This is a genomic window from Methylobacterium sp. 092160098-2, assembly GCF_028920805.1.
In the GTDB taxonomy this organism is placed as follows: Bacteria; Pseudomonadota; Alphaproteobacteria; order Rhizobiales; family Beijerinckiaceae; genus Methylobacterium; species Methylobacterium fujisawaense.
Genome location: NZ_JAQPZJ010000001.1, coordinates 2184528 through 2210399 on the forward strand (window position 1 = coordinate 2184528; position 25872 = coordinate 2210399).

Consider the following 25872-nt stretch of genomic DNA (forward strand, 5'->3'; position numbering starts at 1 on the left):
GTGAGCGACACCCGTCTCGTCTTTGCGCAGGGCTTCGGCACAGCCGGCTAAAGCCGCCGGATGCCCGTCACGGCGCCGAAGCTGTGCGCCTCGATGCGGGCGACCGCCTCCGCCAGCGGCTCCGCCGCCACCGCCATGTGGTGGCCGTTGGCGTGGATCAGCGTCTCGGGATCGCGCATCAGCCCGACATGGCCGCGCCAGAACACGAGATCGCCCCGGCGCAGGTGCGCGAGGTCGAGGGGCAATGCCTGCCCGAGGGCCCTCTCCTGCATGTCGGCGTCGCGGGGGCAGGGCAGCCCCGCCATGTCCAGGCAGAGCTGCACCAGACCGGAGCAGTCGAGCCCGAGACTGGTGCGCCCACCCCAGAGATAGGGGGTCCCGGCCAGCCGCATGGCCGTGGCCACGTAATCCGGTTCGCGGCTCTCCACGGAGGCGCAATGCCGGGCGAACACATAGCCGCCCCGGGTCTCCAGATACGCGCCCGACTCACCGGTCGCCACGAGGCGGGCGCCGAGGCTGAGATGCCCGAGGACCGGCCGTTTCAGGTCCGGTTCGGGGTACAGGAAGGTGCGCAGGGCCGTGACGCGGTGCGTCGGCTCCGGATCGGCCGGGCCCAGGCTGTCGGCGGGCAGGTAGCCGACATAGCCGTCGCGGGCGAGCTGCACGAAGGCGAAGCCCTCGGCCGCGTCGTAGAGATCGACCGCGTCGCCGAGGAGCGCCTCGGTGTCGAGCCCCGCGCCGGGATCGGGCTCGCGGCGCAGCGGCGCGGACGGCGCGGTCACGCGCAGCGGCGTACCGGCGACGTAGCGCGCCGCCGTGACGCGGTCCCGCAGGCGGAGATCGGCGACATGCGGCCGGGCCGGAGTCAGCCGGGGATCGAGGGGTTCGCTCATGCGCAGATCCTACCATGAATCCGACCCTGCCGGGCTGACGGGCGGGTCAGCGCGGTCGCGCCGGAGCGACGCTTCCGGACGCTCCTCTGCGCCACTATGCCGCGCCGAGCGGTACGGGGGCCTGGACGGCTCGGATTCCGCCGCCGGATTGCTCGGATGCCCGGCCGATGAGGCACCGGATGCCCCAGGGCGCGTCACATCTCCGTTCCGGATCCGCGAGACATGTGCCCAAGGCGCCCATCACACGTTTTTGATGCACTGCACAACCCGCGCGGAAGGCGCTATGTTCAGGGTTATGAAGACCGCGAGTCGCCCCGTGAAGAAGACACAGAAGAGCTTCGCCGACCTGCCGCCGATCCGCGTCCGCCGCGAGCCGCCGACGGTGAACGAGGCGGTCGCCGCCGCGCAGGACCTCGCCGACGATGTCGAGCAGCAGGTCGAGATCGCCGCCGGCCTGATGGGCCTGCCGGCCGACGAGGTCCGCCCGCACGTCCTGGCGGCCAAGAAGGCCAAGCCGGAGCGCGTCCCCGAGCGGATCCTGACCCATGCGAGCCCGAGCCGGGCACCCCGCACCGTGGTGGTCGAGCGCCGCACCCGCCCGACCGTGGTGATCGAGCGGCGCAGCCGGCCCCTCGACCCGCGCCGCTGAGCGGCCGTCAGGACGACCGCGTCACCACGCCAGCGTCTCGCCCCGGTAGTCGAGGTAGTGGGCGCCCGGCCGGCCGAGCTGCGCCCCGATCACGTCGGCGAGGCCTGTGACGCTGGTCGCCACGTCGATGTCGGCCTCCGCCCCGCCCATCTCGGTGCGCACCCAGCCCGGATGCAGGATCAGCACGGAGACGTTCTCCGCCCGGTGCCGGATCTCGAAGCTGCGCGCCAGGGTGTTCAGCGCCGCCTTGCTGGCCCGGTAGGTCTCCCAGCCACCGGTCTCGTTCAGGCCGACGCTGCCGAGGATCGAACTCATCAGCGCGATGCTGCCGCCAGGGACGAGGCGATCCAGGAAGGCCTCGGCGAAGCGGATCGGACTGATCGCGTTGGTGAGGTAGACCTGCGCGGCGACATCCCGGGGCACCGCGTGCGCCGGGTCGTGCGCCAGGGTGGCGACACCGGCCACCACGAAGATCAGGTCGAAGCGCTCGGAGGCCAGCCGGTCGTGCAGGGCGGTGACGCCGGGATCGTCGTCGATGTCGGCGGACTCGACGCGCAGGGCCTCCGAGCCGAGGCCGGCGAGGGCGGGGGACGGCCTGCGCTGGGTGGCGGTGACGCGCCAGCCGCGGGCCAGGAATGTCTCGACGAGGCCGAGCCCCAGGCCCCGCGAGGCCCCGACGATCAGCGCGTGCTTCTGCGATTGGGTCATGGTCGGTCTCCGGGTCTCGGCCGGATAAGGTTCGATCGGCCGCGGAGGTTGCGTGACCGGGGTTCGGTCTCGAACGGGCCGAGCCCGGGGTTCGCACGTGATCCGCGTGACCGGACGAATGTCCGGGTCGGGTGGTTTTCCGCCGGTCCGCTTTTGGGAATCGAGGTTGGGGAAGCGGACGCCGCTCAGGTCTCTGGGGTTGATTTCTCGACGGTCTCTCGCCCCGTGCGGCTCGAGGCCCGTGGCCTGACCGCGACCTCCATTCGTTCCCGCGCCTCGAAAGCCATCCCGACAGGCCGACCCCCTCCCCTGGGGGTGGATCCTGGGGATCCGCTGAGGGCGCTGACGCAAGGCGCGCGGCGCAGACGCGCCGGGCCTGTTCGTAGGCCGCCCGCTCCGTCTCCGCACGCGCGCCAGAAGCGACGGTGTAGCCTGTGGTCCTGCGCAAAGTGCGTGATGCGCCACGATGATCCGATGGGCGGCCTCGACGGCGATTCGCCGTTGTCGTCCGAGGCGGCGCGGTGCCTCGTCGTCAACGAAGCAGGTTCGGGGGCACCGGCGGGCTCGCATTGAGCAGAGTGATCGTCACCCGTCGGTTCGGCGCGATGTAGGGATTGTCGGGGAAAACCGGCTCGGTGTCGGCGCGTCCCACCACGGACGAGAAGTGGTCGTTGGGAACCCCGGCACCCGACAGGATCTCGCGCACGGCGAGCGCACGCCCGGCGGTGAGATTCCAGGGTTCGGCGGTCCGCGCCGAGCCCGGGCGTGCGGCGGCCGTGTGGCCGGTTATCGACAGGCTGTTGGGCAGCCGGCGCAGGGCGGGCGCGAGCGCCTCCAGCACGCGACGGGTGCGCTCGTAGGGGTCGACAGAGCCCTCGCGGAACATGGCGCGGCCGTCCTGGTCCACGAGGGACACGTTCACGCCCTCCTTGGTCTGCTCGATCACGATGTTCTTCGACAGCTCGGCGATGTCGGGCATCGTCTGGAGCGCCTGCCGGAGGCTGGCTATGGCGCTGTAGTTCACCTCCGTGCTGGCGGCCGGGCGGCTGGCATCGAGATCGCTGGTGCGGCCCGGACTGGTCGGGCGCACTCTGTCCTCCCGCTCGGCAGAACCCCGCTCCGCGTCGCGGGGCGTGGACGGCTTGTTGCCTGACGTGTCCAGGGCGGTGCCGTACAGGATCCCGCCCGCGCCACTGGTTGCAGGGCTCAAAGCCGCCGGCGAGAAGTATTCCGCCAAACCGATCTTCTGCTCCTGGGTCGTCATGCTGATCAGCCACATCAGCAGAAAGAACGCCATCATGGCGGTCACGAAGTCCGCATAGGCGATCTTCCAGGCCCCGCCGTGATGGGCGTGTGCGGCCTTCTTGACCTTCTTGATGATGATCGTGGTCATCGAATCCCTGCCGGATAGCGGGTCAGATCTGGGCGGGCAGAGCGGCGGTTGCCGCTTCCACTTCGCTGAAGGTCGGGCGGACGTCGCTCATCAGAGACTTGCGGGCAAATTCTATCGCCATGACCGGCGGCTGGCCGCCGATGTGGGCGAGCAGACCCGCCTTGAGGGAAAGGTAGTATTTGGATTCGGCCTCGAAGAGGCTCTTGAGCGACTGCGCCATGGGCCCGAAGAAGCCGTAGGCGACGAAGACGCCAAAGAAGGTGCCGACGAGCGCGCCGCCGATCAGATGCCCCAGCACCTCCGGCGGCTCCTTGATCGCCCCCATCGTCTTGATCACGCCGAGCACGGCGGCGACGATGCCGAGCGCCGGTGTTCCGTCGGCGAGCGCCTGCATGGCAGACACGACCCGCTCCTGCTCCTGGTGGTGCGTCTCCAGTTCCTGATCCATGAGAGCGTCGATCTCATGGACGTTGTTGGCACCCAGCGACACCATGCGCATGTAGTCGCAGACAAACTCGACCGCGTGATGATTCGCTGCAAAGGTCGGAAAGGCGTTGAACAGTGTCGACTCGCCCGGGTTTTCAATGTGCGGCTCGAGCGCCATCGAACCCTTCTGCTTCGCAAGCTTGAACAGTGAATACTGCATCCCCAGCAGTTCGACATAGGAGTTCTGCGTGTATTTGGGGCCCTTCATCAGGGTGCCCAGCATGGCGGGCACGGCCTTGAGCACCGGCCCGGTGTTGCCGATGACGAAGGCACCGATGGCTGCACCGAGGATGATGACAAACTCGAACGGCTGCCAGAGGACTGCCAAGTGGGCACCCATCGCCGCGTAGCTGCCGAACACGCAGACGAAGACGATCAGTGTGCCGACGATCAGCCGCATGATTTGCCATCCTTGCGCGGCGGCAGGTACGGACCCCGCGAAGCTTTGAAGGATCCAGCAAATCACTGAACAAGGTTAATGCTGCGTTTAGAGCGGCGGCCGGAGGATTATGGGACGGTCGGTCCCAGCGTGGGGTCGAGCGGGTTTGACCCGGCGTGACGGGTGCGGGCGTGTCGCACACGCGAACGCGCGGGTTCACGGGTCGTTGGGCCTAGCCGCCGAGCCCGCCGCTCCATCCCCGCCACTCCATCCCCAGAGCCGGCGCATGATCTGCGGCTCGGACGGCATGCGGGGGCTGCGCAGGGGCTTCGGCTTTGCCGGTGAAGGGCTTCGGCTTTGCCGGTGCATGGACCGTGCGCGAGCGGCACCCGATGCTGGCCCGCTGCTTCGGACTTCCCGCGGCGAACAAGGCGTGACGGCGGGGCGATGGACGACCGTCCCCGCATCCCTCCCGCCTCGCGGCATGGCGGTTACGCCGTGGCCGGAGTTCCGCAGGCGCCCCGTGGGCCATCAACGCCCAGACGATCCGCGCCATCATGTCCGCCAGGGCGACGGTGACCCGCATGCGCGGCTGGCGCGACCGCATGCCGGCCGACCTCGCCCCAGCTGTGTCGGGATCCCCGGGCGAACCGCAGCGTCGGGCGCCGCGCCGCAGATCGCCTCCGCGTCGGCCATGGCGCTCTTCTGCCGCTTCGCGAACGGCTTCACGCATGCCGGAGGGATTGAGCCGCGTGTCGTGACCGGCCAAGCCTATCCCGCATGCCCAGTGACGAGCACCGGCGCAGATCTCCATCGCGCCCATGCATCGGGGAGGTGTCGCGACGAACGCCCGCCTCGGATCACGCCGCAGCATCGTGCGACCCACGGCTGTGCCACTCGCATCCGAGCGGTGACCCTGGAAAATCGACTCGACCGGATCGATCCCGCCGGTGCTCACCCCACCTGGGGACGCCGCCTGCAGGGGTGTCGCAACACCGCCGCTCTGGCACAGCAATGCCGTCGGGGGATGTCCACCCCAACGCTCAGGGTGGTTTTGCGGCGGCTCCCGGCCGAGATGAGGACGCTTGGGAACGACCGTCGATGAACGGTTTCATTATTTTTGGGAGATAGTCATTCGGCCTATAAGGCACGAGTTTGGGCTATACCAATGCGAATCGTGGCGAGCGGTGACGCAGAGACACAGACCGTACACCTGTCGGAAATCCTGGGTGCCTTGAGCCATGCCCTGGATCTGACGGAAGGTCAGCCCGTGGGGCATTGCATTCGTGCGACATGGATCGGCTTCCACATCGGCCGCGCGATGGGCCTGCCCGACCTTCAGCTATGGGAACTCTACCATACGATCATGCTGAAGGATCTCGGCTGCTCAAGCAACGCCGCGCGAATCTGCGAACTCTATCTATCCGACGATCTCAGCTTCAAACGTGACTTCAAGACGGTGAGCGACAGCTTGCCGAAGGTGCTGGGATTTGTCTTCGCTCACACGGGCTTGAAGGCAGGCTTGGCCGAACGGTTCCGCGCGGTGCTCAACATCTTGCAGAACGGTGGAGCGATCGCCGACGAGCTCATACAGACCCGCTGCCAGCGCGGTGCCGCGATCGCCCGGCAGCTCCGCTTTTCGACGAGCGTCTGCGACGCCATCCACGCGCTGGACGAGCACTGGAATGGCAGCGGCCGGCCGGACCGCCTCACGGGCGCTGCGATCCCGCTCTACGCCCGTGTGGCGCTGCTCGCGCAGGTGGTCGACGTCTTCCACGCCGCAGCTGGCCCTTCGGCCGCGATCGCCGAGGTGCGGGCGCGCTCTGGCACATGGTTCGACCCGCAGGTCGTCGCCTGCTTCGAAGCGGTCGCGGCCGAACCCCGCTTCTGGGAGATTCTGGGTTCGGATGAGGTCGAGGCGGCGGTGTTCGCCCTGGCACCGGTCAGCCCGATCGCGGTGGACGAGGACTACCTCGACGACATCGCCCGCGCGTTCGCCCAGATCATCGATGCCAAGAGCCCCTTCACCTCCGGCCACTCCGAGCGGGTCGCGGTCTACGCCGATATGATCGCGGCCGAACTCGGCTTTACTGCGGAACGCCGCCGCTGGCTCAAGCGGGCCGCGCTCCTGCACGACATTGGCAAACTCGGGGTCTCGAACGCGATCCTCGACAAGAACGGCAAGCTGGACGATGCCGAGTGGCAGGACATGCGCAATCACGCCGCCCTGTCGGAGACCATCCTGGCCCGCGTGGCGGTGTTTCACGAGATGGCCTGTATCGGCGGCGGCCATCATGAGCGGCTGGACGGCAAGGGCTATCCACGGGGGCTGAAGGGCGATGCGATCGTACCCGAGATCCGGATCGTCTCGGTCGCCGACGTGTTCGACGCGCTGACCGCCGACCGACCCTACCGGGCCGCCATGCCGCTTGAGAAGGCGCTCGGCATCATGCGGGCGGATGTCGGCACAGCGTTCGATCCGGCCTGCTTCGCGGCGCTGGAGCGGGCGCTCGCCGCGATCGAAGGGGATCTCGCCCGGGCGGCCTGAGCCGCATCGCCGCTCACCGATCCTCTTGCCTACCGGGCCGGCGCCATCGGGCCGGGCCGGCCGCCGGCAGCCTCGCTGCGGGGCGCGACAGTCCGGGATGCCACGATGACGACCGTGCGCACCGCCCATCCCAAGGCCGTCGAACCCAGGGCACTGAGGCACAGTGCGTCGAGGGCGCGGGTGATCATGGTCCGAGATTCCTGGCGGAGAGAGGCGTGAGGGCGGGCGGCTGCCATCCGGACGTCGCCCGCTTTGCGAGCCCAGAGAGCACGACGCATCGATACATTCTGATAGGAACGTCCGTTGTATTTAATACAACCTCGTTTTACTTTCTGGTTGTAGCTATCCTCATCACGCTGGCCCCGCCGGAAGGAGGGCGCCTTCGTCCGCTTCCGGGGACGGCACGATCCGGCCTCACGGGCGACGTCGGGTCGATAGGAGGCCATCCGCTTTCCGGCGGGCCTGCGCCGAAGCGGACCGGCCGCTTTCGGCCAGTTCCAGTCCCGTCGACAGTCGCCCCTAGAGCGGTTTCGGTTTAATCGGGGTCGTATCCTGCCGCGACGAAGAAGTTTGCGGCCTCGTCGGGCGTGACGGCATCGACGAGCCGCCCGATTGTGGTCCAGAGCTCTTCGCGCGTGCGCTCGGCGGCCTTGCGCAGCCCCGCCTTCAACTTCGAGAACGCCATCTCGATCGGATTGAAGTCCGGCGAGTAGGGCGGGAGGAACAGGAGCCGCGCGCCTGCCGCCTCGATCGCCGCGCGCACGGCCGGGCCTTTGTGGCTGCCGAGATTGTCCATGATCACGATGTCCCCGGGTGCGAGTTCGGGCACCAGGACCTGATCGACGTAGACTTGGAAGGCGTCGCGGTTGATCGGCCCGTCGAGCACGAACGGCGCGGCGATCCCGGACAGGCGCAGGCCCGCCACCAGGGTCGTGGTCTTCCAATGACCGTGCGGGACGGGGGAGCGCAGCCGCTGGCCGCGGGGACAGCGCCCGCGGGTGCGGGCCATGTTGGTGGCGGTCCACGTCTCGTCGAGGAACACCAGCCGGTCCGGGTCGAGATCGGGCTGGCTCTCGAACCACGCTTCCCGGGCGGCCTTCACGTCCGGTCGATCCTGCTCTGCGGCGTGGGCCGTCTTTTTTTGTACGTCAGGTCGCGCGCGTCGAGGAAGGCCCACAGCGTGCCGAGCCCGACGGTGAGGCCATGCTCGTCCTGCAACCGGGCGCGCATCTCCTCCAGGGTGATGTCAACCTTCTCGTCGATCAGCGTACGCAGGAACGTCTCGTACGGGTCGAGCTTGGAGCGGCGGGCACGCCCCTGCGGCCGGGCGGCCACCGTCCCAGTCGCGGCGAGCGCCGCCATCCAGCGGATCGCGGTTGCCTGGCCGACCCCGAAGCGGGCGGCCGCCTGACGGCGCGAGGTCGCCGCAGCCGCGGTCACCACCCGCTCGCGCAGGTCCAAGCTGTAGGGGCGGCCCATGCATCACTCCAGCTGTCGACCGGCCTAGTGAATCAGCCTCCCAGCGCCGCGTGAACCCCACCAAGCCGACTCAGCCCAAACCGAAAACGCTCTAAATGACCGCTGGGGGTGGACAGCCGAGGGTCTGCTTCCGGTGCGAGAGACAGCAAAGCAGACGCTATCGAAGGGTTGACGTAGTTCGACACCGCTCGTCCTGCGTTGCGCTCCTGCGCGCAGCCCCTGTCTGGCCCGTGCGCGCAGGTCTAGTCGTTGTGTTTCAGCGAATACCGCCGCTGGCGGTGATGTTCTCGCCGGTAAGCCAGCGCGCGTCATCGGACGCGAGGAACGTCACGACGCCCGCGATGTCATCCGGGTGGCCGGCGCGGCCGAGAGGTGTCTGTGCGACCATCCCGGCTTCCATCTCCGAGCCGGAGATGCCGGCCGTGTGCGTGCCTTCGGTCACCACGTAGCCGGGGCTGACCACGTTCACGCGTATCTTGCGCGGGGCCAACTCATTGGCGAGGACGCCCGAGATCGCGTTCACCGCGCCCTTCGTGCCCGCGTAGACCGCCGCCGCCGGCGTATGCACGTGCGTGATCGCCGAAGAGATGTTCACGATGCTCGCGCCTTCGCCGAGATGCTTCACGGCCGCCCGGGTCGACAGCAGAATGCCAAGCACGTTGACGTCGAACTGGCGGCGATAGTGTTCCTCTGTGACCTCTTCGATCGCCGCGAACTCGTAGATGCCGGAGTTGTTGACCAGCACGTCGAGCCGCCCGAACTCCCGCACCGCCGCCTCGATCACACCCTGCGCCTCGGACGCTTTGGACACGTCGCCCTGGACCGCGATGGCCCTGCCGCCGGCCGAGGTGATGGCCGCCACGACGGTGTCAGCCCCGGCCCTGCTGGACGCGTAGTTCACCACCACAGCGGCGCCATCCTGGGCCAACGCCTTGGCGATCCCCGCACCGATGCCTTTGGATGCTCCGGTCACGACGGCGACCTTGCCCTCAAGCTTCGACATGTGTGCTATCTCCGACTGGGACCGGCTCCGGACTGGCAGCCTTAGGCCCATAGTTCGGAACTTCGGAACTAATGGAGCGTCGTTCAAGACCCCATATGGACGAAATATGAGACCCCTGTTTCACCCCGCTATCGAGGACGTGCGTCCCGCGGCGATCCTGCACGCGCTCGCCGATCCGAGCCGCGCGGCGATATTCGCCAAGATCATGCAGGCGGGCTGTGTCGAGGCCTGCTCGGCAGTCTCGGCAGTTGGGGACCGGGTCATCCCGAAATCCTCGCTGTCCAACCACTTCAAGGTTCTGCGCGAGGCCGGTTTGATCCGCAGCGAACGTCACGGCGTCGAAGTGCGCAACCATTCCCGCTGGATCGAGGTGGAGGCACGCTTTCCCGGTCTGCTGGCAGGGATCATCAATGCCTACGCATCAGACCAGCGCCACGACTTGCGTGCTGCGGAGACACCCACACTCGATAAAGACGCGACCTAGGTCTGCATCCGAGAATGCTCCAATCCACCGACGGCGACCGACTTGGGTCGGGAACGGAAGGCCCGTTTGGGTTGGTAGCGGACCTTACTCCGGTTGACGATGCCCGAGGCTCTCGGCGAGGCGCACGAGATACCCATCGGGGTCTTGGACGAGACACTCCCTCTGTCCGCCCTCCACCGGTCCGGTCCGATACCAAGCCTCGCTCGGTTCTTCGAAGAGCGGCCATCCCGCCGTGGCGAGCGCCGTCAGGATCGGCGCAAGCTGATCGACCATGATCTGGAAGTTCACGCCACGTCCGTAAGGGCGCTCCAGCGTCCCCGTATCCCAGCGACCATTGCGCTGGCACAGCATGATCTGCGCGCGGCCTCGTACAAGGTAGGAAAAGCGGGCAGCCGGTCGATCATAGGCGACACCAAAGCCGAGCAGATCGCACCAGAAGCGCAGGCTTGTGTCGAGGTCGTAGACAGCCAGTTCCGGCGTTAGGGCGGAGAACCCACTTTCCGGGGGGTGGCCGGAGCCGGTGGAGCGGGCGCGAGCAATGGGATCGGCGAGCGGTTCCATGACGCTTTCCAAGCCATGCACGAGCGAAGGAGATCAAGGTCCGCTACGGGTCGAGTGCGGAACGGCGGCTGGGGGTGGAAAGTAGCCTGACTGCTTCTGAGTGGGTTTACCGGGAATCGGCCATCCTCGGCACCACCAGCGCGATTCGAGGATGGCCTGCCGTTGGATCAGTGACCGCCGACGGCGAACGTCGCCCCGGGCTTATCGTGAGTGCCGATACGCTCGACCATGGTTGCCGTCGCCTCGTTCATGCCGACGACGTCGACCGTGATGCCATGGTGGCGGAGCTTCAGGACGACCCGGTCAAGAGCGTTGATAGCCGAGATGTCCCAGAAGTGTGCCGCCTGCAGGTCGATCACCACGCCCGTCAGCCCTTCCTCGCGGAAGTCGAAGGCGGCGTGGAAGGCTTCCGCCGTGGCGAAGAAAATCTGCCCGGTTATCCGGTAGGTCCGCACGTCGCCCTCGCCACGGGAAGACCGGACGGCGAAGAACTTCGTGACCTTGTGGGCGAAGAACAACCCGCTCAGGATCACGCCGAACAGCACGCCCTTGGCGAGGTCGTGAGTGGCGACCACCACCGCGACGGTGCCGAGCATGACCACGCTCGACGCCTTCGGATGGGTGACCAGCGTGCGCAGGGATTTCCACTGGAAGGTGTTGATGGAGACCATGATCATCACGGCCACGAGCGACGCCATCGGGATCTGCGCCACGTAAGGCCCGAGCACCACGATGAGGAACAGCAGGAACACACCGGAGAATAGGGTCGAGAGGCGCCCGCGGCCGCCGGAGGAGACGTTGATGACCGATTGCCCGATCATGGCGCAGCCGGCCATGCCGCCGAGGAACCCGGAAGCGATGTTGGCGACGCCCTGGCCGGCGCATTCACGGTTCTTGTTCGAAGTCGTGTCGGTCATCTCGTCGACGATGGCCGCGGTCATCAAGCTCTCCAACAAACCGACCATGGTCAAGGTCAGCGAGACCGGAAGGATGATCCACAGCGTGTCGAGGGTGAACGGCACCTGTGGCAGGGCCACCCACGGCAGCTCGCTCGGGAGCGCCCCCATGTCGCCGACCCTGTGGATGCTGAGGCCGAGGTACATCGAGACGGCGGTGAGCAGGACGATGGTCACCAGCGGTGATGGCACGGCCTTGGTCAGGTACGGCAGCCCGTAGATGATGCCGAGGCCAACGGCGGTCATGACGTAGACCGTGGTGCCTTGGCCGAGGAGCTCGGGCATCTGCGCCAGGAAGATCAGGATCGCCAAGGCGTTGACGAAACCGGTGACCACCGACCGCGAGACGAACCGCATCAGGTTGCCCAGGCGCAGGGCCCCGGCGACGATCTGCAGGAGCCCGGTGAGGATGGTGGCGGCGAACAGGTAGCCGACGCCGTGGTCCTTCACGAGGCCGACCATGAGGAGCGCCATGGCGCCGGTGGCGGCGGAGATCATCGCCGGGCGGCCGCCGGCGAATGCGGTGACCACGGCGATACAGAAGGAGGCGTAGAGGCCGACCTTGGGATCGACACCGGCGATGATCGAGAAGGCGATGGCCTCGGGGATCAGGGCCAGGGCGACCACCGCGCCGGCCAGCAGTTCACGCGTGACGTTCGGAGCCCATTCGCTCCGGAGGTGTACGAGATTCATGATGGGTGGGAGACTTTCGTCGTCCCGCACGCGCGACGTCCGCGAACCCGTGCGGGAGGCGCAATACGGCGGGTCGGCCTCCTTGGAGGTCCGCGACACGGTCGCCGTCGATTGCGTGGTCCGGCGGATCGGCGGCCGGAAGAGCCACCCGGGCTTTCACCGGGTCCTGTCGTATGGCCCCTCGTACATCACCAGACTGGTGCGTTGCAACATCCGAACGATACCCAGTGCGTCCCCGCCGCAAGACCGGCTTCGGCGTACCAGCTTTTGCACGTCTGCTTACCGGGCCTACTCAACCCGCATTGTACGGCCGAGGAAGGTCGGAACCAGCCGCCGCTCCGGTCGAACGGACCGAGCTGTGACCCGAAAACAGATCAGTCGGCGGTCTGGACCGACCACGTGGCGTGACGAATGCCCGGGGCGCGGGCCAGTTCGGCCGTGACGGCGTCGAGCTCCTCGGCCTTCACGGCGCTGGCCGTCAGGGTCGCCACCACATCCACCGCGTTCTCGCCCCGCTCCTCCACCTCGACGCTGCCGACCGGGTAGTTCGCCGCCTCCAGGCGCTCCACCAGCAGATCCTGCGCCGGACCGGCCTCGCCGGGCGCCGTGGTGACCTGGACCTCGTAGGTCGCCTCGGTGGCGGATTCGCGAATCGGCGCGCGGTTGATGGCATTCACCAGCGGCCGGAGCGCGGTGTTGCAGGCCAGAACCGTCACCATCACGAACACGGCCTCCAGGGGCAGGTCCGCACCGCAGAAGGCCCCGACGGCCGCCGAGCACCACAGGGTCGCGGCCGTGTTGAGGCCGCGGACGTTCATGCCCTCCTTCATGATCACGCCGGCGCCGAGGAAGCCGATGCCGGAGATCACATAGGCCACCGTGCGGACGCCCCCGTCCGGGCCGGTGAGCCGCATGCCGAGATCCACGAAGGCGCTAGCTCCCACCGCGACCAGCACGGCCGTCCGCAGGCCCGCGGTGCGTTGCCGGTACTGGCGTTCGGCCCCGATGATCGTGCCGAGCACGAAGGCCACGAGCAGGCCGATGGCGGATTTCAGTTCTTCGGGGAGGGCGGTGTAGCTGATCATCCGCGGTCTCATGGGAGCGGGGAGGTGACGAAACCGTGACACCATGGCCCGGCCCGGATCCGTAAGCGTATCCGAACCGGGATTGACGGCCGCACCGGGCAGCGGGCACACCGGCAAGAGCCTGAGGATCCCTTAAGAATTCGGGACCCGGTCGAGGAGACGTGCAGGATGCAGCACACGGCCCGAGCGGCGGACGGGGTCCGCGCAAGATCCCGCAGCGCAAGATCCTGCCGCACAGGATGCGTCCGCGTATGAGCGGCGCCCTCGCCGAGCGTCGGCCCGACACCGTTCCCGACGACGCCCTGCACGGCCGCGTCATGGCGCTCCGCGAGGGGCTGGAGCGCGGCCTGATCGGCAGCGTCGGCCTCGTCGAGCGCCTGCTGATCGGGCTGCTCACCGGCGGCCACCTGCTGATCGAGGGCGCGCCGGGGCTGGCCAAGACCCGCGCGGTCAAGCGGCTCGCCGACGGGCTCGACGGCTCCTTCGCGCGCATCCAGTGCACCCCGGACCTGATGCCGGCCGATCTCACCGGCACCACCGTCTGGCGCCAGGACAGCGGCACCTTCGAGTTCCTGCCGGGGCCCCTGTTCCACGCCCTCGTGCTGGTGGACGAGGTCAACCGCGCGCCGCCGAAGGTGCAGTCGGCGCTCCTCGAATCCATGGCCGAGGGGCAGGTGACGGTCTCAGGGACCACCCATCGCCTGTCCGATCCGTTCATGGTCGTGGCGACCCAGAACCCGATCGAGCATGCAGGCACCTTCCCGCTGCCGGAGGCGCAGCTCGACCGCTTCCTGCTGCACGTCGTGGTCGACATGCCCGACGAGACCACGGAGCGGGCGATCCTCGACCTCGTGGAGGGCGAGATCACCCACCACGTCGACGCCATGACCATGCGGTTGTCGCTGGCGGATGTGCGCGCGGCCCGGGAGGCGGCGCTCTCCACCTACGTGTCGCCGGCCCTCAAGGACTATCTCGTGCGGCTGGTGGCGGCGACCCGCACGGATGCGGCGGCCCCGGACCTGCGCGCCATGATCGAGCACCCGGCCTCGCCGCGGGGCACTCTGGCGCTGATGATGGCCGGCAAGGCCCGGGCCTGGCTGCGGGGCCGCGACCACGTCATCCCCGAGGACGTCACGGACCTCGCCCGGGACGCCCTGTCCCACCGCATCGGCCTGACCTGGCGGGCGGCCGCCGAGGGCAAGACGGCGCGCGGCCTCGTCGGCGAACTGGTGCAGCGGGTGCGGGCGCTCTGACGGTGTTCGGGCTCCGGATTCCGGGACGTGCTTCCCCGCCCCCCTCTGCGGGGGAGGAGACCCTGCGCGGCAGCGGGGGAGCGGGGCAGCGCGACGGATCGGGAAATGGCGCCCGTCGCGACCCGTCCGGAAGCGTCGCTCCCCTCGCCCGACCCGGCCTGACGGCCGGGGCCCCCGCAAAGGGGGGAGGAACGGGAAGCGCCGCGGGCATCCACCTCTCGGGCGAGGCGCTGATGGGCCTGCGCCACCTCGCCCGGCGGGGTTCCGCGCCCGCCACCCGGACCCTGGCAGGGCTGCCCGGCGGCATCGTCACCCGGCGCCGCGGCCGCGGCTCCGAGCCGGAGGATGTCCGCCTCTGGTCCGAGGGCGACGACCGCCGCTTCATCGACCGCAACGCCACGGCCCGCACCGGACAGCTGCATGTCCGCACCCACCACGACGAGCGCGACCGCGCCGTGGTGCTGCTCGCCGATTTCCGGCCCTCCATGCTGTTCGGCACCCGCCGGGCCCTGCGCTCGGTGGCGGCCGCCGAGGCCCTGGCGCTGCTCGGCTGGCGGGTCGCGGCCGATGGCGGCCGGGTCGGCCTCGCGGTGGCCTCGGCCGGCGCGCCGACCGTGCTGCGGCCGGCGGGCGGCGAGCGCGCCATGATCGCGGTGACCGGCGCCCTCGCCCAGGCCCATGCCGACGCCCTCGGGACCGAGTCCGGTTCGCGGGCCCACGCGGAGCCGCCGCTCGAGGCGACCCTCGCCCTCGCCCGCAGCCTGCTGCCGGCCGGCGGCCACCTCGTCATCGCCAGCGCCCTCGACGATCCCGGCCCGGGCTTCGACGAGCTCCTGACGCTGCTCGCCGAGCGGATCGCCATCCGGCTGATCCTGGTGAGCGACGCCTTCGAGCGCGCCCGGCCGCCGGGATACTACCCCTTCGCCCTCGCGGATGGCCGCCGCGGGACCGCGCTGCCGACGGCGGCCGGGCCGGCGGGCGAATCCGCCGAGGCCCGGCTCGCCGACTATGCCCGGCGCGGCATCGCGGGCGTGCGCCTCGACGTCGAGACCGGCCCGGAGGCCTACGCGCCGCTCATGGAGCGCCTCGATGCGGTGCTGTGAGGTCCGACACGGCGGTCCGATCCGATGAACCCCGTCACTCCCGCCGAGATTCCCCTGTCCCTCGAACAGCTCCGGGGCCTGCATCTGCCCGGCGGCGCCGCCGGCGCCCTGCAGGGCGAGGTCGTCGCCGCGGCGGCTCTGGGCTTCCTCGCCGCCCTGCTGGTGGGGCTCGTCCGCTACGGGCGCGGCCGGGCGCGGGCCGGCATCCGCCGGGCGGCGCTGGCCGAACTCGCCCGAAGCCGGAACCTCGATCCGGAGGCGCGCCTCGTCGCCCAGGCCCGGCTCCTGCGCCGTCTCGGCCGGACCCTCGGCGGCGAGACCGAGGCCCGGGCGACGGGCGCCGACTGGGCCGCCCGCCTGGACGCGCTGTTCAGGACCGATTTCTTCACCCGGGGCGCCGGCCGGGTGCTCGCCGACAGGCTGTACCGGCGGCAGGATCCCGACCTCGACGCCCTGGACGCCGAACTCGGCCGCCTGATCGGACGGCTGCGGGCATGAGCGCGTTCCTGCCCGCATGGCTCAGCGCCCTCCTGTCGGCCTTCGACTGCGCCGCGCCCTGGGCGCTCCTGGCCCTCCCTGCCCCTGCTGGCCGCCCGCCTGATCCCGGCCGAGCCCGAGGGCGGCAGCGGCGCCCTGCGCGTGCCCGGCACGCTGGTGGGCGGGCGCGCTCCGGCGCCGACCTCGCGGCCCGGGGGCGGCGGCGGGCCCTGCTGACCTGGACGCTCTGGATCGCCCTGGTGGCGGCCCTGTCGGGTCCGCGCCTCGTCATGCCGGCGGCCGCGCTCCCGGCCTCGGGCCGCGAGATCATGATCGCCATGGACCTGTCGGGCTCGATGGAGCGGCGCGACTTCGCCCTCGACGGCGAGACCGTGAACCGGCTCACCGCGGTCAAGCGCGTCGGCACCGACTTCATCCGCCGCCGGGCCGGGGACCGGATCGGCCTCGTGATCTTCGCCGACCAGGCCTACGTGGCGGCGGCCCTGAGCTTCGACACTGCCGCGGTCGCCCGCGCCCTCGACGAGGCGACGATCGGCATCAGCGGCCGCTCCACCGGGATCGGCGACGGCCTCGGCCTCGCCCTGCGCCGCCTGGACCCGCGGGATGCGGACGGCGAGGCCGCCTCCGGGAGGCAGTCCGGCGCCAAGGCCGCGAAAGCCGTGATCCTGCTCTCGGACGGCGCCAACAATGCCGGCCAGACCGCCCCCAAGGACGTGGCGGACCTCGCCAAGACGCTGGGCATCAAGATCTACACCATCGCGCTGGGGCCCCGCGACATGGCCGATGCCGATGGCGAGCAGGACGTGGTCGACACCGAGACCCTGCGCGACATGGCGCAGGCGAGCGGCGGCGAGGCGTTCCGGGTGCGCACCACCGAGGATCTGGTCCGCGTCGCCGACGCCATCGACCGGCTGGAGGGCGGCCGCGCCCTGGCTCCGCCCCTGCCCCTGCGCCGGGACCTCTGGCCCTGGCCGGCCGCCCTGGCGCTGCTGGCCGCCGCCGCCCTGCTGGCCAGCCGGAGGGGGGCGTGAGGGATCCACGTTTCGCCGCCTGTCCGGCACACGCCCTCATCCTGAGGTGCCCGAGCGCAGCGGAGGCCTCGAAGGAGCCCTCCCGCCGGCCGCGCGATCCCTGGAGCCTTCCTTCGAGGCCCGCTGCGCGGTCACCTCGGGATGAGGGGATCCGGGTGGGAGACGCCGCCCGATGAGCTTCCTCGACGCCTTCGCGCTGCTGCGCCCCTGGTGGTTCCTGGCGATCCCGGTGGTCGTCCTGCTGGCGCTCCGCGCCGCGTGGCGCTCGGCGCCGTTGGGCGACTGGGCCCGGGCGGTGGATCCGGCGCTGATGGCCCATCTCGCCCGCACCGGCGCGGTGCTGGGCGGCCGGCGGCAGGCGAACCTCGCCGCCGCCCTGGCGGCCGGGCTGATCGCCCTCGCGCTCACCGGCCCCGCGGTGGAGCGGGCGGACGGGCGGACCTTCCGCAACCTCGACGAGACCGTGATCGTCGTCGACCTGTCCCGCTCGGTCACGGAGGGCGGCAACCTCCAGGGCGTCCGGCAGGCCGCCGCCGCCGTCGCCGAGGCCGCCGGCACCCGGGCGGTCGCCCTCGTGGTCTACGCGGGCGACGCCTACCTCGCCGCCTCCCCCACCACCGACCGCGACAGCCTCGGCACCACCCTGTTCGCCCTCGATGCCGACACGGTGCCGGACCGCGGCACCCATCCCGAGCGCGGGCTGGCGCTGGCCCGCCGCACCCTGGCGGAGGCCAACGTCGTGGCTGCCGACGTGGTGCTGATCAGCGACGGCGACGGCATCGGCGAGGCCGCCACCCGCGAGGCCCGCGCCATCGCCGAGCACGGCTGGCGGCTCCAGGCGCTATTCGTCCCCGCCGACAAGCCGCTGCCGCCCGGCGCACCGAAGCCCGACCGGGCCGCCCTCGACGCCCTCGTCCGGGCCGGCGGCGGCACCGTCGCCGACATCGCGACCCCCGGCCCGGTGCTCGACGCGGTCGGCGCCGGGCTCAGTCAGCACCTCGCGGCGGGCGGCTACGGCGTCCTGGCCTATGCGGATCTCGGGCGCTGGCTTCTGCTGCTGGCGGCCCTGCCGGTCCTGGTCCTGTTCCGCAGGAGCGCCTGATGCGGCTCACCCTCCCCGACACGGGCTTCGCCGTCCCGCTCCGCGCCGGCCTGCCGCCGCGCTGGCGCCGCCGCGCCCGGATCGCCGGCCTGGCGCTGGCGGGGATCGGCCTCCTGGCGCTGCTCGCCGTCTCGCAGCCCCGGACCGGCTTCGGGCGCCTGCTGATGGGCCTCGGCCTGCCGGGTCTGGCCGCGGACGTCTTCGTCGATCCGGCCTGGCGCGCCGCCGCGCTCTACGAGGCCGGCCGCTATGCGGACGCGATCGCGCTGTTCCGCACCGGCGGGCGGCGCGCGAGCTACAATCTCGGCAACGCGCTCGCGAAGGCGGGCGACCTCGACGGCGCGCTGGCGGCCTACGACGAGGCCCTGCGCTTCAACCCCCGCGATGCCGACGCCCAGGCCAACCGCTCGCTGATCGCCCGGATGCGGGCCGAGGTGATCGATCGCGGGCCCGGCGGCGGTATCGCCAACGGCACCGCCCAGTACGGCGCCCGCTACAACAACACCGCCAACCAGGACCAGAACAACGACATCAACGCCGCCTCCAGCGGCGAGGGGCTCGCCGGCAACAAGGAATCGAACGCCAGCGCGTCGCTGCCCGGCAACAGCAAGGTGTCCCGCCGGGGCAAGGCCGAGCAGCAATCGATCGACACCGGCAAGGGCCAGGCCCGGGGCTCGGCCGGCGACGCGGCGGGCCGGGGCCGGACCGGGGGCGGTTCCGCCATGGTGGCCGAGGCGCCCGAGCGCGAGGTCCGCCGGGTGACCAAGAGCTTCGAGGCCCACGAGATCCGACCGGACCGGCTCTGGCTCCAGACCCTGCCGGACGATCCCGGCCGCTATCTCAAGCTGCGCCTGCGCGCCGAGCAGACCCGCCGGGTCGAGGCCGGCACCGCGATTCCCGCCGGGAGCAACCCGTGGTGAGTTTTTCTGGGGTCTTCGAGAGGCGCGCCCGCGCGCTCCTCCTCCTCGCTCCCCTCCTCGCTCCCCTCCCCGCCCGCGCGGAGATCGAGCCGGGCGACCTCACCCTGACGGTGACCGCCGAACTGAACGGCAACAGCGCGCCTTTCTCCCGCGAGATGGTGCTCTTGAAGATCCACGGGGTCTACAAGCAGCCGATCCTGCTCGAGGAGGTGGTGCAGCCCTCCCTTGCCAACTTCTCCTGGACGCAGCTCGGCCGGGATCACTGGAGCAAGACCAAGCTTCCCGACGGCCAGAGCGCCATCGCGTTCGACCGCACCGTGGCGGTCTTCCCACACCATGCCGGGCAGTTCACCATCGAGCCGTTCACCCACAAGCTCACCGTCAACGATGTCGGCGAGCGGCGGGTGGTCGAGGTGCGCTCGAAGCCGATCCCCTTCCCGGTCGCACAATGGACCGAGCCCAGCGGCGGCCCCGACGCCAAGGAGCCCTGGTGGCTGCCGGCCAAGGACGTGGCGATCACCGATTCCTGGAGCCCGGATCCCGAGACCATCAAGGTCGGCGAGACCACCCGCCGGATCGTCACCCTGGAGGCGCAGGGCATGGTCGCGGAGGGCCTGCCGCCCCGGCCGGTCATGCGCACCCGCGGCATCATCACCTTCGCGGGCCCCGTCACCCGCGAGACCCTGCTGACCCCCTCGGGCCCCGTGGCGCGGGCCACCTACCAGTGGGACGTGAAGCCCGGCGTGCCGGAGATCATCCCCCTCGACGCCATCGCGATCCCGTGGTTCGACACCAACACCCGCACCATGCGCGAGACGGAAATCCCGGCCCGGCAGATCGGCGGCGGCCTGCCCGACCGGGAGACCGACCGGGCGCCCCCCGCAATCCCCTCGCCGCTCGTGGTCGCCGCCTCGGCGCTGGCCGCCTTCGGGCTGGGCTTGGCGCTGATCGGCTTCGGCCTTGGCCGGCCCTCCTTGCGCCTGTCTCGCCCGACCCGGCGCGCGCTGCAGGCGGCGGCCCGTTCCGGAGATCCCGCCGGGTTCCGCGCGGTCCTGGATACGGCGATGCGGGAAGCGCCGGATCTGGCTCGCATCTGGCAGGCGCGGCCCGGTCTTGTCGCATCCTTCGCGGCTCTCGACCGGTCGGTGTTCGGCGCATCGGGCGCGCCGGTCCCGGACCTGAGGGCATTGGCCAACGCCCTGTCCCGGTCCGAACCGGTCGCCGCTGCTGCGCGGGAACCGGACCGGCTCGCCCCCCTCGACGGTCCGGCCCGTTGACTGATCGTCGGCTTGTGAACGCGCCTCTGGGAACGGCGCGCCGCATGGCGGCTTGGGCTGCCGGCGCTGATCGCCACCGGAGATTTCGTTCATGCCCGCGATCCTGAACAGACCCGCATGTGCGCTGGCCGCGATGCTCGTCCTCGGCCTGGTCGTCCCCACCGCGCTGCCGTCGGCGGCCTTCGCCCGGTCCTCCGGCACCGAGCGCACGCTGAAGATGGTCGACACCGACAAGGACGGCACGATCGATCTGGCCGAGGCCCAGGCCGCGGCCGGCAAGGTCTTCGACGCCGCCGAGACCGACAAGGACGGGACCGTCGACGCCAAGGAGCTGAAGGGCCGGGTCAGCAAGACGGACCTGAAGGCCGCCGACACCGACAACGACGGCACCCTCGACCGCAAGGAATACCTCGCCCTGGTCGAGCAGCGCTTCAAGGCGGCCGATCCCGACAAGGACGGCACGCTCGACGCCAAGGAACTCAAGACCCCGGCCGGACGCAGCCTGCTGCAGCTCCTGAAATAGGCGCGGATCCCGGAGACTCCGCCGTTGCACAGTCCATGAGCAAGTATTATTCCTGTGCAACGGCTCAAGTTCTGGGCAGGCATCAATATTTTGCACTATCTTGCGTCATCTGAATTGGCCTCGTAGGTTTCGGTCATCCGGGCGGCAAAGCATCGGATGAACCACCAGGGAGGAGCGCGATGGCACGCGCCAACGAGGTCAAGGACAGGTTCCGCGCGCGGCTGCAGGAGGCGGATGCCCGCAGCAACGACTTCCGCAAGAAACTCCTGGAGGAAGGCGCCCGGGCGCTGGAGCCGGTGGTCGGCGTCCTGAACCTCATGGCCGAGGTGCTCAACGAGGAGGACAACGTCCACGGCAGCATCACCGGCCTCGAGGCCAAGATCGATCAGGACAACTTCATCAGCCTCTGCGCGCGGCTGCGCGGGACCGACACCGAGCAGAAGATCAAGATCAAGTACGGTCCGGAACTCGGCGGCAGCAACTACATCTCGGTCTCGGGCCTGAACCAGCGCTACAACGAGCGCCTCGTGCCGGGGGCTGCGAGCTGCGCCATCGGCCGGACCGTCGGCAGCGACATCCAGCTCGACGAGCACCGGGGCGACGAGCTGGCCGAGGTGGTCCGCGAGGTGGTCGAGGATTTCTATGCCGCCCAGATCGAGCAGCGCAGCCACTTCGCCTACGCCCGCTGAGCCTTGCGGCTTCGCCGATCGATCCAGCGCGGTGGGTTCATGACAGGGCGCGGGTCCGCTCTCCCGCACGGGAGGGGACCCGCGCCGATCCGAACCGATCTGTGAACCCGCCGCGCCCCCCGACCCACCAGCGCGTGAGCCGGAAAACCGGATTCCCCTTCCCGGCATCCTGCGCTAAGCCTGTCCCGATGGGGATGGAGCGCCCCGACAACCGCCCGACTCGGAGGCCGGGCTGATGGCTCCTACCGCACGGGCGCGCCTCAGCCGTCCGCGGTGGGGCCGTGCGCCGAAGCCGCGACAGGACGTGGCTGCCCGACCGAACAGGAAGGGCCGGCATGATCAACACCCTCATCGTCGTTGTCGGAGCCGGGCTCGGGGGCGGGTGCCGCCACGGGATCAACGTGGCGGTCGCCCGGCTGCTGCCGGGCCTCGGCTTCCCCCTGGCCACGCTGATCATCAACGTGCTGGGCTCGTTCCTGATGGGCGTGCTCGCCGAGGGCTTCGCCCTGCGCGGCGCGGCGGGTCACCCGGCACGGCTGTTCCTGACCACGGGCGTGCTCGGCGGCTTCACCACCTTCTCGACCTTCTCCCTCGACGCGATCAGCCTGTACCACCGGGGCGAGACCGCCGCCGCCGCCCTCTACGTTGGGGCCTCGGTGGCGACCGGTCTGATCGGGCTGGTGGCGGGCCTCACCCTGGTGCGGGCGGTCCTGAGCGGCAGCTGAGGCCGTCCCGGCTTCAAAAGGGCTGCGAGCTTTTGCGGCTCCGGGGCGGAGCCCGGGTCGTTCAGGGGCTCCGCCCCCGAACCCCGCCAAAGGGCTGAGCCCTTCGGAAACCCCTCTCAATCCGCGATGAACTTCAGCCGGTGGTCGCGGTAGAGGTCGACGATCGCCGCCGCGGTCTCCTCGATGGAGCGGCGCGTCACGTCGATGGTCGGCCAGCGGTTCCGGGTGAACAGCCGGCGGGAGGCGGTGATCTCGTCCGCCACCGCCGAGCGGTCGACGTAGAGGGACGATTCGTCGGCGTTGAGGCTGGAGAGCCGGTTCTGGCGGATCTGCACGATCCGCTCCGGCGAGGCGAACAGCCCGACCACCAGGGGCTTGCGGGCGCGCTCGATCGCCGGCGGCAGCGGCATGCCCGGCACCAGCGGCAGGTTGGTGGTCTTGAGGCCGCGATTGGCGAGGTAGATCGAGGTCGGCGTCTTCGAGGTCCGGCTGACGCCGAGCAGGATCACGTCCGCGTCCTCGAGATCCTCCGGCAGGTTGCCGTCGTCGTGGGCCAGGGTGAAGTTCATCGCGTCGATGCGCTTGAAGTACTCGGCGTTCAGCATGTGCTGGGCGCCGGGCCGGGCCGTGGTCTCGGCGCCGAGATAGGCGCGCAGCAGGTCGTGGACCGGCCGCAGCACCGACAGGCAGGGCGAGCCGGTCTCCCGCGCGACCTCCTCCAGCCGCTCGCCGAGGTCGCCCCCCACCAGGGTGTAGAGGACGAGACCCGGCGCCGCCCGGATCTCCGAGATCACCCGGTCGAGCTGCGCGGCCGAGCGCACCAGCGGATAGACGTGCTCGATCGCCGACACGCCCTCGTACTGCGCGGCCGCCGCGCGCCCGACATTGATCAGCGTCTCGCCGGTGGAGTCGGAGACGAGGTGGAGGTGGAAGTAGCTGCGGCCCATTCCGATCGCCTCTGCGGTCGCCATTCGCGGCGCCACGTTGTCCACCGCCGGCCGCCAGGGGAGTCGATGAGTGTGGATAGGATGCCCCGCCGGGCCGGTCCAGGGCGATACCGGTGCGCGCTATCGACTCCGCCGTTCACAGGCAGACGATCGGGGCGCATGGATTCCGACTCACTGGGAGAATCCGGGACGCGTCCGGGGTCCGCACACGACTCGGCGTTGCCAAGGCGCTGTCGGATCTGGTCGTTCTCGCAAGATGGAGCAAATCCTTTAAAGCCTCGTTAACGGCGCGGCGCCGGGGACCGCCTGTGGACGCTTTTGTGCCCCCGTGATTCGGCCCCCCAAGAGAAAAAACAGAGTCCTAGATTCTCTCTTTTCTTTTCGAAGGGGCCTGTGTGGGGATCGGCGCGCCTCGACTCGACAGGAGGCCCGCCGACGGGCATGCGGGATGACGGATACGGGATGGGAACGACGATGACGGGGACGGAGCGCAAGTCCGAGCGGAAGGTGCTGCGCGTCCTCGACGGGGAGGCGATCGGTCCGCCCCCCGCCTGGATGATGCGGCAGGCCGGCCGCTACCTGCCGGAATACCGGGCGACCCGGGCCGAGGCCGGCTCGTTCCTCGACCTCTGCTACAGCCCCGACTTCGCCGTCGAGGTGACGCTCCAGCCGATCCGGCGGTTCGGCTTCGATGCCGCGATCCTGTTCTCGGACATCCTGGTCGTGCCCCATGCGCTCGGTCAGGACGTGCGCTTCGTGGAGGGCGAGGGGCCGCGCCTCGATCCCCTCGACGGCCGGGAGGCCTTTTCGAAGCTGCGCGAGGCCGGCGACCCGGCGGTGATGACCCATCTCGCACCGGTCTTCGAGACGGTGACCCGGCTGCGCGCGGAACTGCCCGGCGAGACCACGCTGCTCGGCTTCTGCGGCGCCCCCTGGACGGTGGCGAGCTACATGATCGGCGGTCGCGGCACCCCGGACCTCGCCCCCGCGCGGGCGCTGGCCGAGGGCGACACGGCGCTGGTGGACGCGCTGATCGACCGCCTCGTCACGGTGCAGACCGATTACCTCGTGCGCCAGCTCGAGGCCGGCGCCGACGCCGTGCAGATCTTCGAGTCCCATGCCGGCACGCTGCCCCTCGCCGTGCCGACCTCCGACGGCACCGTCGAGCCCGTCGGCGACGTGGCGGAGAGCGCCCTGCCGGGCGCGCCCGCGGCGGACGCCCTCACCCGCTGGTCCCTGCAGCCGATCGCCCGGATGGTGGCGGGCGTCCGCGCCCGGGTGCCGGGCGCCAAGATCATCGTGTTCGCCCGCGGCTCGGGCCTCGACGGCCATGCCCGGGTGGTGCCGGAGACCGGCGCCGATGCCGTCGGCGTCGACTGGGGGGTGGACCTGAAGGCCCTGCGGGCGACGGTGCCGGCCACCACGGTGACGCAGGGCAACCTCCATCCCGAGACGCTGATCGAGGGCGGCGCGGCCCTCGACGCGGCGGTGGATGCCGTCCTGGAGGCGACCGCCGGCCGGCCGCACATCTTCAACCTCGGCCACGGCATCACGCCCCAGACGCCGGTGGCCCATGTCGAGCGGATGCTCGCCCGGCTGCGCGGCCAGGGTTGAGGCTGCGCCCGTGCTGTACGACTGGATCAAGGCCGGCCACGTCATCAGCCTGATCGCCTGGATGGCGGGCATGCTCTACCTGCCGCGGCTGTTCGTCTACCATGCGAGCCTGCCGCCGGGTTCGGAGGCGCAGAGCGCGACCTTCAAGGTGATGGAGCGCCGCCTGCTCAAGGCGATCATGAACCCGGCCCTGATCGCCACCTGGCTGTTCGGGGTGGCGCTCGCCTGGATGAGCGGCTTCTATGCGACCCCCTGGCTCCAGGCGAAGTTCGCGCTGGTCCTGGCGATGACCGGTATCCACGGCTGGCTCGCCCGGATGGTCAAGGATTTCGCCGCCGACCGGAACACCCGCGGTCATCGGTTCTACCGGGTGCTCAACGAGGTGCCGACGCTTCTCATGATCGGCATCGTCATCCTGGCGATCGTCAAGCCGGGCTTCTGAGACCGGGTCGATTCACCCGGCTGCCGCGCTGCGCGGAGCCTTTCCGCCGCCGGGCCGTTTCCTGGCCATGCCGAAGCCGCTCGTCCTCGCCCTGGCCCTCGCCGCCCTCGCGGCTCCGATCGCCGCCCCGGCTGCCCGGGCCGCGAGCTTCCCGTGCGACAGGGCCGAGGCTCCGGACGAGAAGGCGATCTGTGCCCATCTCCCGCTCAACGACCGGGACGTCGAGATGGCGACCCGGTTCGAGATCCTGAAGAGCGTGCTGCCCATGGGCGGCCAAGCCAAGCTGCGCGACGATCAGGAGGCGTGGCTGACGGAGCGGCGCGCCTGCAGCGGCGACGTCGCCTGCCTGACAGCCGCCTACGACGGGCGGCTCAAGGTGCTGCGCGGGGTACTGTCCGAATTCGCCAAGCAGGGCCCGTAGCCGTCGCGGT

Annotated in this window: 26 protein-coding genes, 3 pseudogenes, 1 riboswitch and 1 other annotated feature; of the genes and pseudogenes, 17 read left to right on the forward strand and 12 right to left on the reverse strand. The window is 70.3% G+C overall.

Features of this window, described 5'->3' with window-relative positions:
- Window positions 1–47: 47 nt before the first annotated feature.
- On the reverse strand, window positions 48–893 hold the full coding sequence (locus PQI07_RS10270) for a C40 family peptidase (protein ID WP_043346309.1): 846 nt from the start codon (window positions 891–893) through the stop codon (window positions 48–50).
- A gap of 316 nt (window positions 894–1209) precedes the next feature.
- Between PQI07_RS10270 and PQI07_RS10275 the strand changes: the two genes are divergently transcribed.
- A complete protein-coding gene (locus PQI07_RS10275; RefSeq protein WP_236952744.1) occupies window positions 1210–1542 on the forward strand; it encodes a hypothetical protein in 333 nt (110 codons plus the stop codon).
- A gap of 21 nt (window positions 1543–1563) precedes the next feature.
- On the opposite strand, the gene PQI07_RS10280 is transcribed toward PQI07_RS10275, so the two are convergent.
- The 3 genes from PQI07_RS10280 to motA all read right to left on the reverse strand — a co-directional run bounded on the left by PQI07_RS10280 (window position 1564) and on the right by motA (window position 4529).
- Complete coding sequence (locus tag PQI07_RS10280) at window positions 1564–2250, reverse strand: SDR family oxidoreductase (RefSeq protein WP_274926558.1); 687 nt, start codon at window positions 2248–2250, stop codon at window positions 1564–1566.
- A 532-nt stretch (window positions 2251–2782) separates the two neighbouring features.
- A complete protein-coding gene (locus PQI07_RS10285) occupies window positions 2783–3643 on the reverse strand; it encodes a flagellar motor protein MotB (protein ID WP_043346296.1) in 861 nt (286 codons plus the stop codon).
- Window positions 3644–3665: 22 nt separating this feature from the next.
- The gene (motA, locus tag PQI07_RS10290) at window positions 3666–4529 is read right to left on the reverse strand and encodes a flagellar motor stator protein MotA (protein ID WP_043346294.1); all 864 of its coding nucleotides are present in this window, start codon (window positions 4527–4529) and stop codon (window positions 3666–3668) included.
- A 323-nt stretch (window positions 4530–4852) separates the two neighbouring features.
- Here motA and PQI07_RS10295 point away from each other — a divergent pair.
- Window positions 4853–4945: pseudogene (locus PQI07_RS10295) on the forward strand (IS6 family transposase); the annotation flags it as partial.
- 208 nt (window positions 4946–5153) lie between these two features.
- Here the strand turns inward: PQI07_RS10295 and PQI07_RS10300 are convergent.
- Window positions 5154–5490, reverse strand: a pseudogene (locus tag PQI07_RS10300) (IS110 family transposase); the annotation flags it as partial.
- A gap of 186 nt (window positions 5491–5676) precedes the next feature.
- Here PQI07_RS10300 and PQI07_RS10305 point away from each other — a divergent pair.
- Window positions 5677–7056, forward strand: a complete 1380-nt coding sequence (locus tag PQI07_RS10305; RefSeq protein ID WP_274926559.1) for an HD-GYP domain-containing protein — start codon at window positions 5677–5679, stop codon at window positions 7054–7056.
- 29 nt (window positions 7057–7085) lie between these two features.
- Here PQI07_RS10305 and PQI07_RS10310 read toward each other — a convergent pair whose 3' ends face one another.
- The 3 genes from PQI07_RS10310 to PQI07_RS10320 all read right to left on the reverse strand — a co-directional run bounded on the left by PQI07_RS10310 (window position 7086) and on the right by PQI07_RS10320 (window position 9538).
- Complete coding sequence (locus tag PQI07_RS10310) at window positions 7086–7244, reverse strand: hypothetical protein (protein ID WP_158498469.1); 159 nt, start codon at window positions 7242–7244, stop codon at window positions 7086–7088.
- A gap of 347 nt (window positions 7245–7591) precedes the next feature.
- Window positions 7592–8535, reverse strand: a protein-coding gene (locus PQI07_RS10315; RefSeq protein ID WP_274926560.1) for an IS630 family transposase whose coding sequence is annotated in 2 segments (ribosomal slippage) — window positions 7592–8199 and window positions 8199–8535 — 945 coding nt in all. Because the reading frame shifts where the segments join, the coding sequence is not laid out codon by codon here.
- 256 nt (window positions 8536–8791) lie between these two features.
- Window positions 8792–9538 (reverse strand): glucose 1-dehydrogenase, encoded by a 747-nt coding sequence (locus PQI07_RS10320; RefSeq protein WP_274926561.1) that lies wholly within the window; start codon window positions 9536–9538, stop codon window positions 8792–8794.
- A 106-nt stretch (window positions 9539–9644) separates the two neighbouring features.
- Between PQI07_RS10320 and PQI07_RS10325 the strand changes: the two genes are divergently transcribed.
- A complete protein-coding gene (locus PQI07_RS10325; RefSeq protein WP_274926562.1) occupies window positions 9645–10022 on the forward strand; it encodes an ArsR/SmtB family transcription factor in 378 nt (125 codons plus the stop codon).
- An 84-nt stretch (window positions 10023–10106) separates the two neighbouring features.
- Here PQI07_RS10325 and PQI07_RS10330 read toward each other — a convergent pair whose 3' ends face one another.
- The 3 genes from PQI07_RS10330 to PQI07_RS10340 form a co-directional block, all read right to left on the reverse strand.
- Entirely contained in the window at window positions 10107–10583 is a 477-nt protein-coding gene (locus tag PQI07_RS10330; RefSeq protein ID WP_274926563.1) for a bleomycin resistance protein, read from the reverse strand.
- A 167-nt stretch (window positions 10584–10750) separates the two neighbouring features.
- The gene (locus PQI07_RS10335; protein WP_274926564.1) at window positions 10751–12232 is read right to left on the reverse strand and encodes a SulP family inorganic anion transporter; all 1482 of its coding nucleotides are present in this window, start codon (window positions 12230–12232) and stop codon (window positions 10751–10753) included.
- A 114-nt stretch (window positions 12233–12346) separates the two neighbouring features.
- Window positions 12347–12402: a sequence feature (sul1 is cis-regulatory element that is thought to sense ions involved in sulfur or methionine metabolism; They are found in Alphaproteobacteria), on the reverse strand.
- Window positions 12403–12606: 204 nt separating this feature from the next.
- A complete protein-coding gene (locus PQI07_RS10340) occupies window positions 12607–13317 on the reverse strand; it encodes an MgtC/SapB family protein (RefSeq protein ID WP_274926565.1) in 711 nt (236 codons plus the stop codon).
- Between the two features lie 251 nt (window positions 13318–13568).
- On the opposite strand from PQI07_RS10340, the gene PQI07_RS10345 reads away from it, so the two are divergent.
- The 10 genes and pseudogenes from PQI07_RS10345 (at window position 13569) to crcB (ending at window position 22438) form a co-directional block, all read left to right on the forward strand.
- Window positions 13569–14570, forward strand: coding sequence for an AAA family ATPase (locus tag PQI07_RS10345; RefSeq protein ID WP_274926566.1), 1002 nt, complete (start codon window positions 13569–13571; stop codon window positions 14568–14570).
- A gap of 233 nt (window positions 14571–14803) precedes the next feature.
- Complete coding sequence (locus tag PQI07_RS10350) at window positions 14804–15673, forward strand: DUF58 domain-containing protein (protein ID WP_043386180.1); 870 nt, start codon at window positions 14804–14806, stop codon at window positions 15671–15673.
- Between the two features lie 24 nt (window positions 15674–15697).
- Window positions 15698–16171, forward strand: a complete 474-nt coding sequence (locus PQI07_RS10355; RefSeq protein ID WP_274926567.1) for a DUF4381 family protein — start codon at window positions 15698–15700, stop codon at window positions 16169–16171.
- Window positions 16168–17202 (forward strand): annotated as a pseudogene (locus PQI07_RS10360) (VWA domain-containing protein). The gene PQI07_RS10355 and the pseudogene PQI07_RS10360 overlap by 4 nt, the downstream one beginning before the upstream one ends.
- A 172-nt stretch (window positions 17203–17374) precedes the next feature.
- A complete protein-coding gene (locus tag PQI07_RS10365; protein ID WP_043386178.1) occupies window positions 17375–18304 on the forward strand; it encodes a VWA domain-containing protein in 930 nt (309 codons plus the stop codon).
- Window positions 18304–19224, forward strand: coding sequence for a tetratricopeptide repeat protein (locus tag PQI07_RS10370; protein ID WP_043759596.1), 921 nt, complete (start codon window positions 18304–18306; stop codon window positions 19222–19224). Before PQI07_RS10365 ends, PQI07_RS10370 begins: the two co-directional genes overlap by 1 nt.
- Window positions 19218–20501 (forward strand): hypothetical protein, encoded by a 1284-nt coding sequence (locus tag PQI07_RS10375; protein ID WP_274926568.1) that lies wholly within the window; start codon window positions 19218–19220, stop codon window positions 20499–20501. The genes PQI07_RS10370 and PQI07_RS10375 overlap by 7 nt, the downstream gene beginning before the upstream one ends.
- A 91-nt stretch (window positions 20502–20592) precedes the next feature.
- Complete coding sequence (gene lanM, locus PQI07_RS10380) at window positions 20593–21024, forward strand: lanmodulin LanM (protein WP_043346265.1); 432 nt, start codon at window positions 20593–20595, stop codon at window positions 21022–21024.
- Between the two features lie 179 nt (window positions 21025–21203).
- Entirely contained in the window at window positions 21204–21713 is a 510-nt protein-coding gene (locus PQI07_RS10385) for a hypothetical protein (RefSeq protein ID WP_043346263.1), read from the forward strand.
- Window positions 21714–21894: 181 nt separating this feature from the next.
- Window positions 21895–21965, forward strand: a riboswitch (Fluoride riboswitch).
- An 83-nt stretch (window positions 21966–22048) separates the two neighbouring features.
- Window positions 22049–22438 (forward strand): fluoride efflux transporter CrcB, encoded by a 390-nt coding sequence (crcB, locus tag PQI07_RS10390; RefSeq protein WP_091955375.1) that lies wholly within the window; start codon window positions 22049–22051, stop codon window positions 22436–22438.
- 116 nt (window positions 22439–22554) lie between these two features.
- Here crcB and PQI07_RS10395 read toward each other — a convergent pair whose 3' ends face one another.
- Complete coding sequence (locus tag PQI07_RS10395) at window positions 22555–23385, reverse strand: pyruvate, water dikinase regulatory protein (RefSeq protein ID WP_043346269.1); 831 nt, start codon at window positions 23383–23385, stop codon at window positions 22555–22557.
- A gap of 462 nt (window positions 23386–23847) precedes the next feature.
- Here PQI07_RS10395 and PQI07_RS10400 point away from each other — a divergent pair, with 462 nt between their 5' ends.
- The 3 genes from PQI07_RS10400 to PQI07_RS10410 all read left to right on the forward strand — a co-directional run bounded on the left by PQI07_RS10400 (window position 23848) and on the right by PQI07_RS10410 (window position 25862).
- The gene (locus PQI07_RS10400; protein ID WP_043346262.1) at window positions 23848–24999 is read left to right on the forward strand and encodes a uroporphyrinogen decarboxylase; all 1152 of its coding nucleotides are present in this window, start codon (window positions 23848–23850) and stop codon (window positions 24997–24999) included.
- Window positions 25000–25009: 10 nt separating this feature from the next.
- A complete protein-coding gene (hemJ, locus tag PQI07_RS10405) occupies window positions 25010–25441 on the forward strand; it encodes a protoporphyrinogen oxidase HemJ (RefSeq protein WP_274926569.1) in 432 nt (143 codons plus the stop codon).
- A 67-nt stretch (window positions 25442–25508) separates the two neighbouring features.
- Window positions 25509–25862, forward strand: coding sequence for a lysozyme inhibitor LprI family protein (locus tag PQI07_RS10410; protein WP_043386172.1), 354 nt, complete (start codon window positions 25509–25511; stop codon window positions 25860–25862).
- Window positions 25863–25872: the final 10 nt, after the last annotated feature.

Excerpts from the sequence above, each read along its gene's own strand:
- PQI07_RS10305 (WP_274926559.1), top strand. The coding sequence starts at position 5,677 with ATGCGAATCGTGGCGAGCGGTGACGCAGAGACACAGACCGTACACCTG.
- PQI07_RS10310 (WP_158498469.1), bottom strand. The coding sequence starts at position 7,244 with ATGATCACCCGCGCCCTCGACGCACTGTGCCTCAGTGCCCTGGGTTCG.
- PQI07_RS10395 (WP_043346269.1), bottom strand. The coding sequence starts at position 23,385 with ATGGGCCGCAGCTACTTCCACCTCCACCTCGTCTCCGACTCCACCGGC.
- PQI07_RS10320 (WP_274926561.1), bottom strand. The coding sequence starts at position 9,538 with ATGTCGAAGCTTGAGGGCAAGGTCGCCGTCGTGACCGGAGCATCCAAA.
- PQI07_RS10410 (WP_043386172.1), top strand. The coding sequence starts at position 25,509 with ATGCCGAAGCCGCTCGTCCTCGCCCTGGCCCTCGCCGCCCTCGCGGCT.
- PQI07_RS10370 (WP_043759596.1), top strand. The coding sequence starts at position 18,304 with ATGCGGCTCACCCTCCCCGACACGGGCTTCGCCGTCCCGCTCCGCGCC.
- PQI07_RS10285 (WP_043346296.1), bottom strand. The coding sequence starts at position 3,643 with ATGACCACGATCATCATCAAGAAGGTCAAGAAGGCCGCACACGCCCAT.
- PQI07_RS10270 (WP_043346309.1), bottom strand. The coding sequence starts at position 893 with ATGAGCGAACCCCTCGATCCCCGGCTGACTCCGGCCCGGCCGCATGTC.
- PQI07_RS10340 (WP_274926565.1), bottom strand. The coding sequence starts at position 13,317 with ATGATCAGCTACACCGCCCTCCCCGAAGAACTGAAATCCGCCATCGGC.
- lanM (WP_043346265.1), top strand. The coding sequence starts at position 20,593 with ATGCCCGCGATCCTGAACAGACCCGCATGTGCGCTGGCCGCGATGCTC.
- PQI07_RS10325 (WP_274926562.1), top strand. The coding sequence starts at position 9,645 with ATGAGACCCCTGTTTCACCCCGCTATCGAGGACGTGCGTCCCGCGGCG.
- PQI07_RS10280 (WP_274926558.1), bottom strand. The coding sequence starts at position 2,250 with ATGACCCAATCGCAGAAGCACGCGCTGATCGTCGGGGCCTCGCGGGGC.
- PQI07_RS10385 (WP_043346263.1), top strand. The coding sequence starts at position 21,204 with ATGGCACGCGCCAACGAGGTCAAGGACAGGTTCCGCGCGCGGCTGCAG.
- PQI07_RS10335 (WP_274926564.1), bottom strand. The coding sequence starts at position 12,232 with ATGAATCTCGTACACCTCCGGAGCGAATGGGCTCCGAACGTCACGCGT.
- PQI07_RS10345 (WP_274926566.1), top strand. The coding sequence starts at position 13,569 with ATGAGCGGCGCCCTCGCCGAGCGTCGGCCCGACACCGTTCCCGACGAC.
- PQI07_RS10350 (WP_043386180.1), top strand. The coding sequence starts at position 14,804 with ATGGGCCTGCGCCACCTCGCCCGGCGGGGTTCCGCGCCCGCCACCCGG.
- crcB (WP_091955375.1), top strand. The coding sequence starts at position 22,049 with ATGATCAACACCCTCATCGTCGTTGTCGGAGCCGGGCTCGGGGGCGGG.
- motA (WP_043346294.1), bottom strand. The coding sequence starts at position 4,529 with ATGCGGCTGATCGTCGGCACACTGATCGTCTTCGTCTGCGTGTTCGGC.
- PQI07_RS10400 (WP_043346262.1), top strand. The coding sequence starts at position 23,848 with ATGGGAACGACGATGACGGGGACGGAGCGCAAGTCCGAGCGGAAGGTG.
- PQI07_RS10330 (WP_274926563.1), bottom strand. The coding sequence starts at position 10,583 with ATGGAACCGCTCGCCGATCCCATTGCTCGCGCCCGCTCCACCGGCTCC.
- PQI07_RS10365 (WP_043386178.1), top strand. The coding sequence starts at position 17,375 with ATGAGCTTCCTCGACGCCTTCGCGCTGCTGCGCCCCTGGTGGTTCCTG.
- PQI07_RS10355 (WP_274926567.1), top strand. The coding sequence starts at position 15,698 with ATGAACCCCGTCACTCCCGCCGAGATTCCCCTGTCCCTCGAACAGCTC.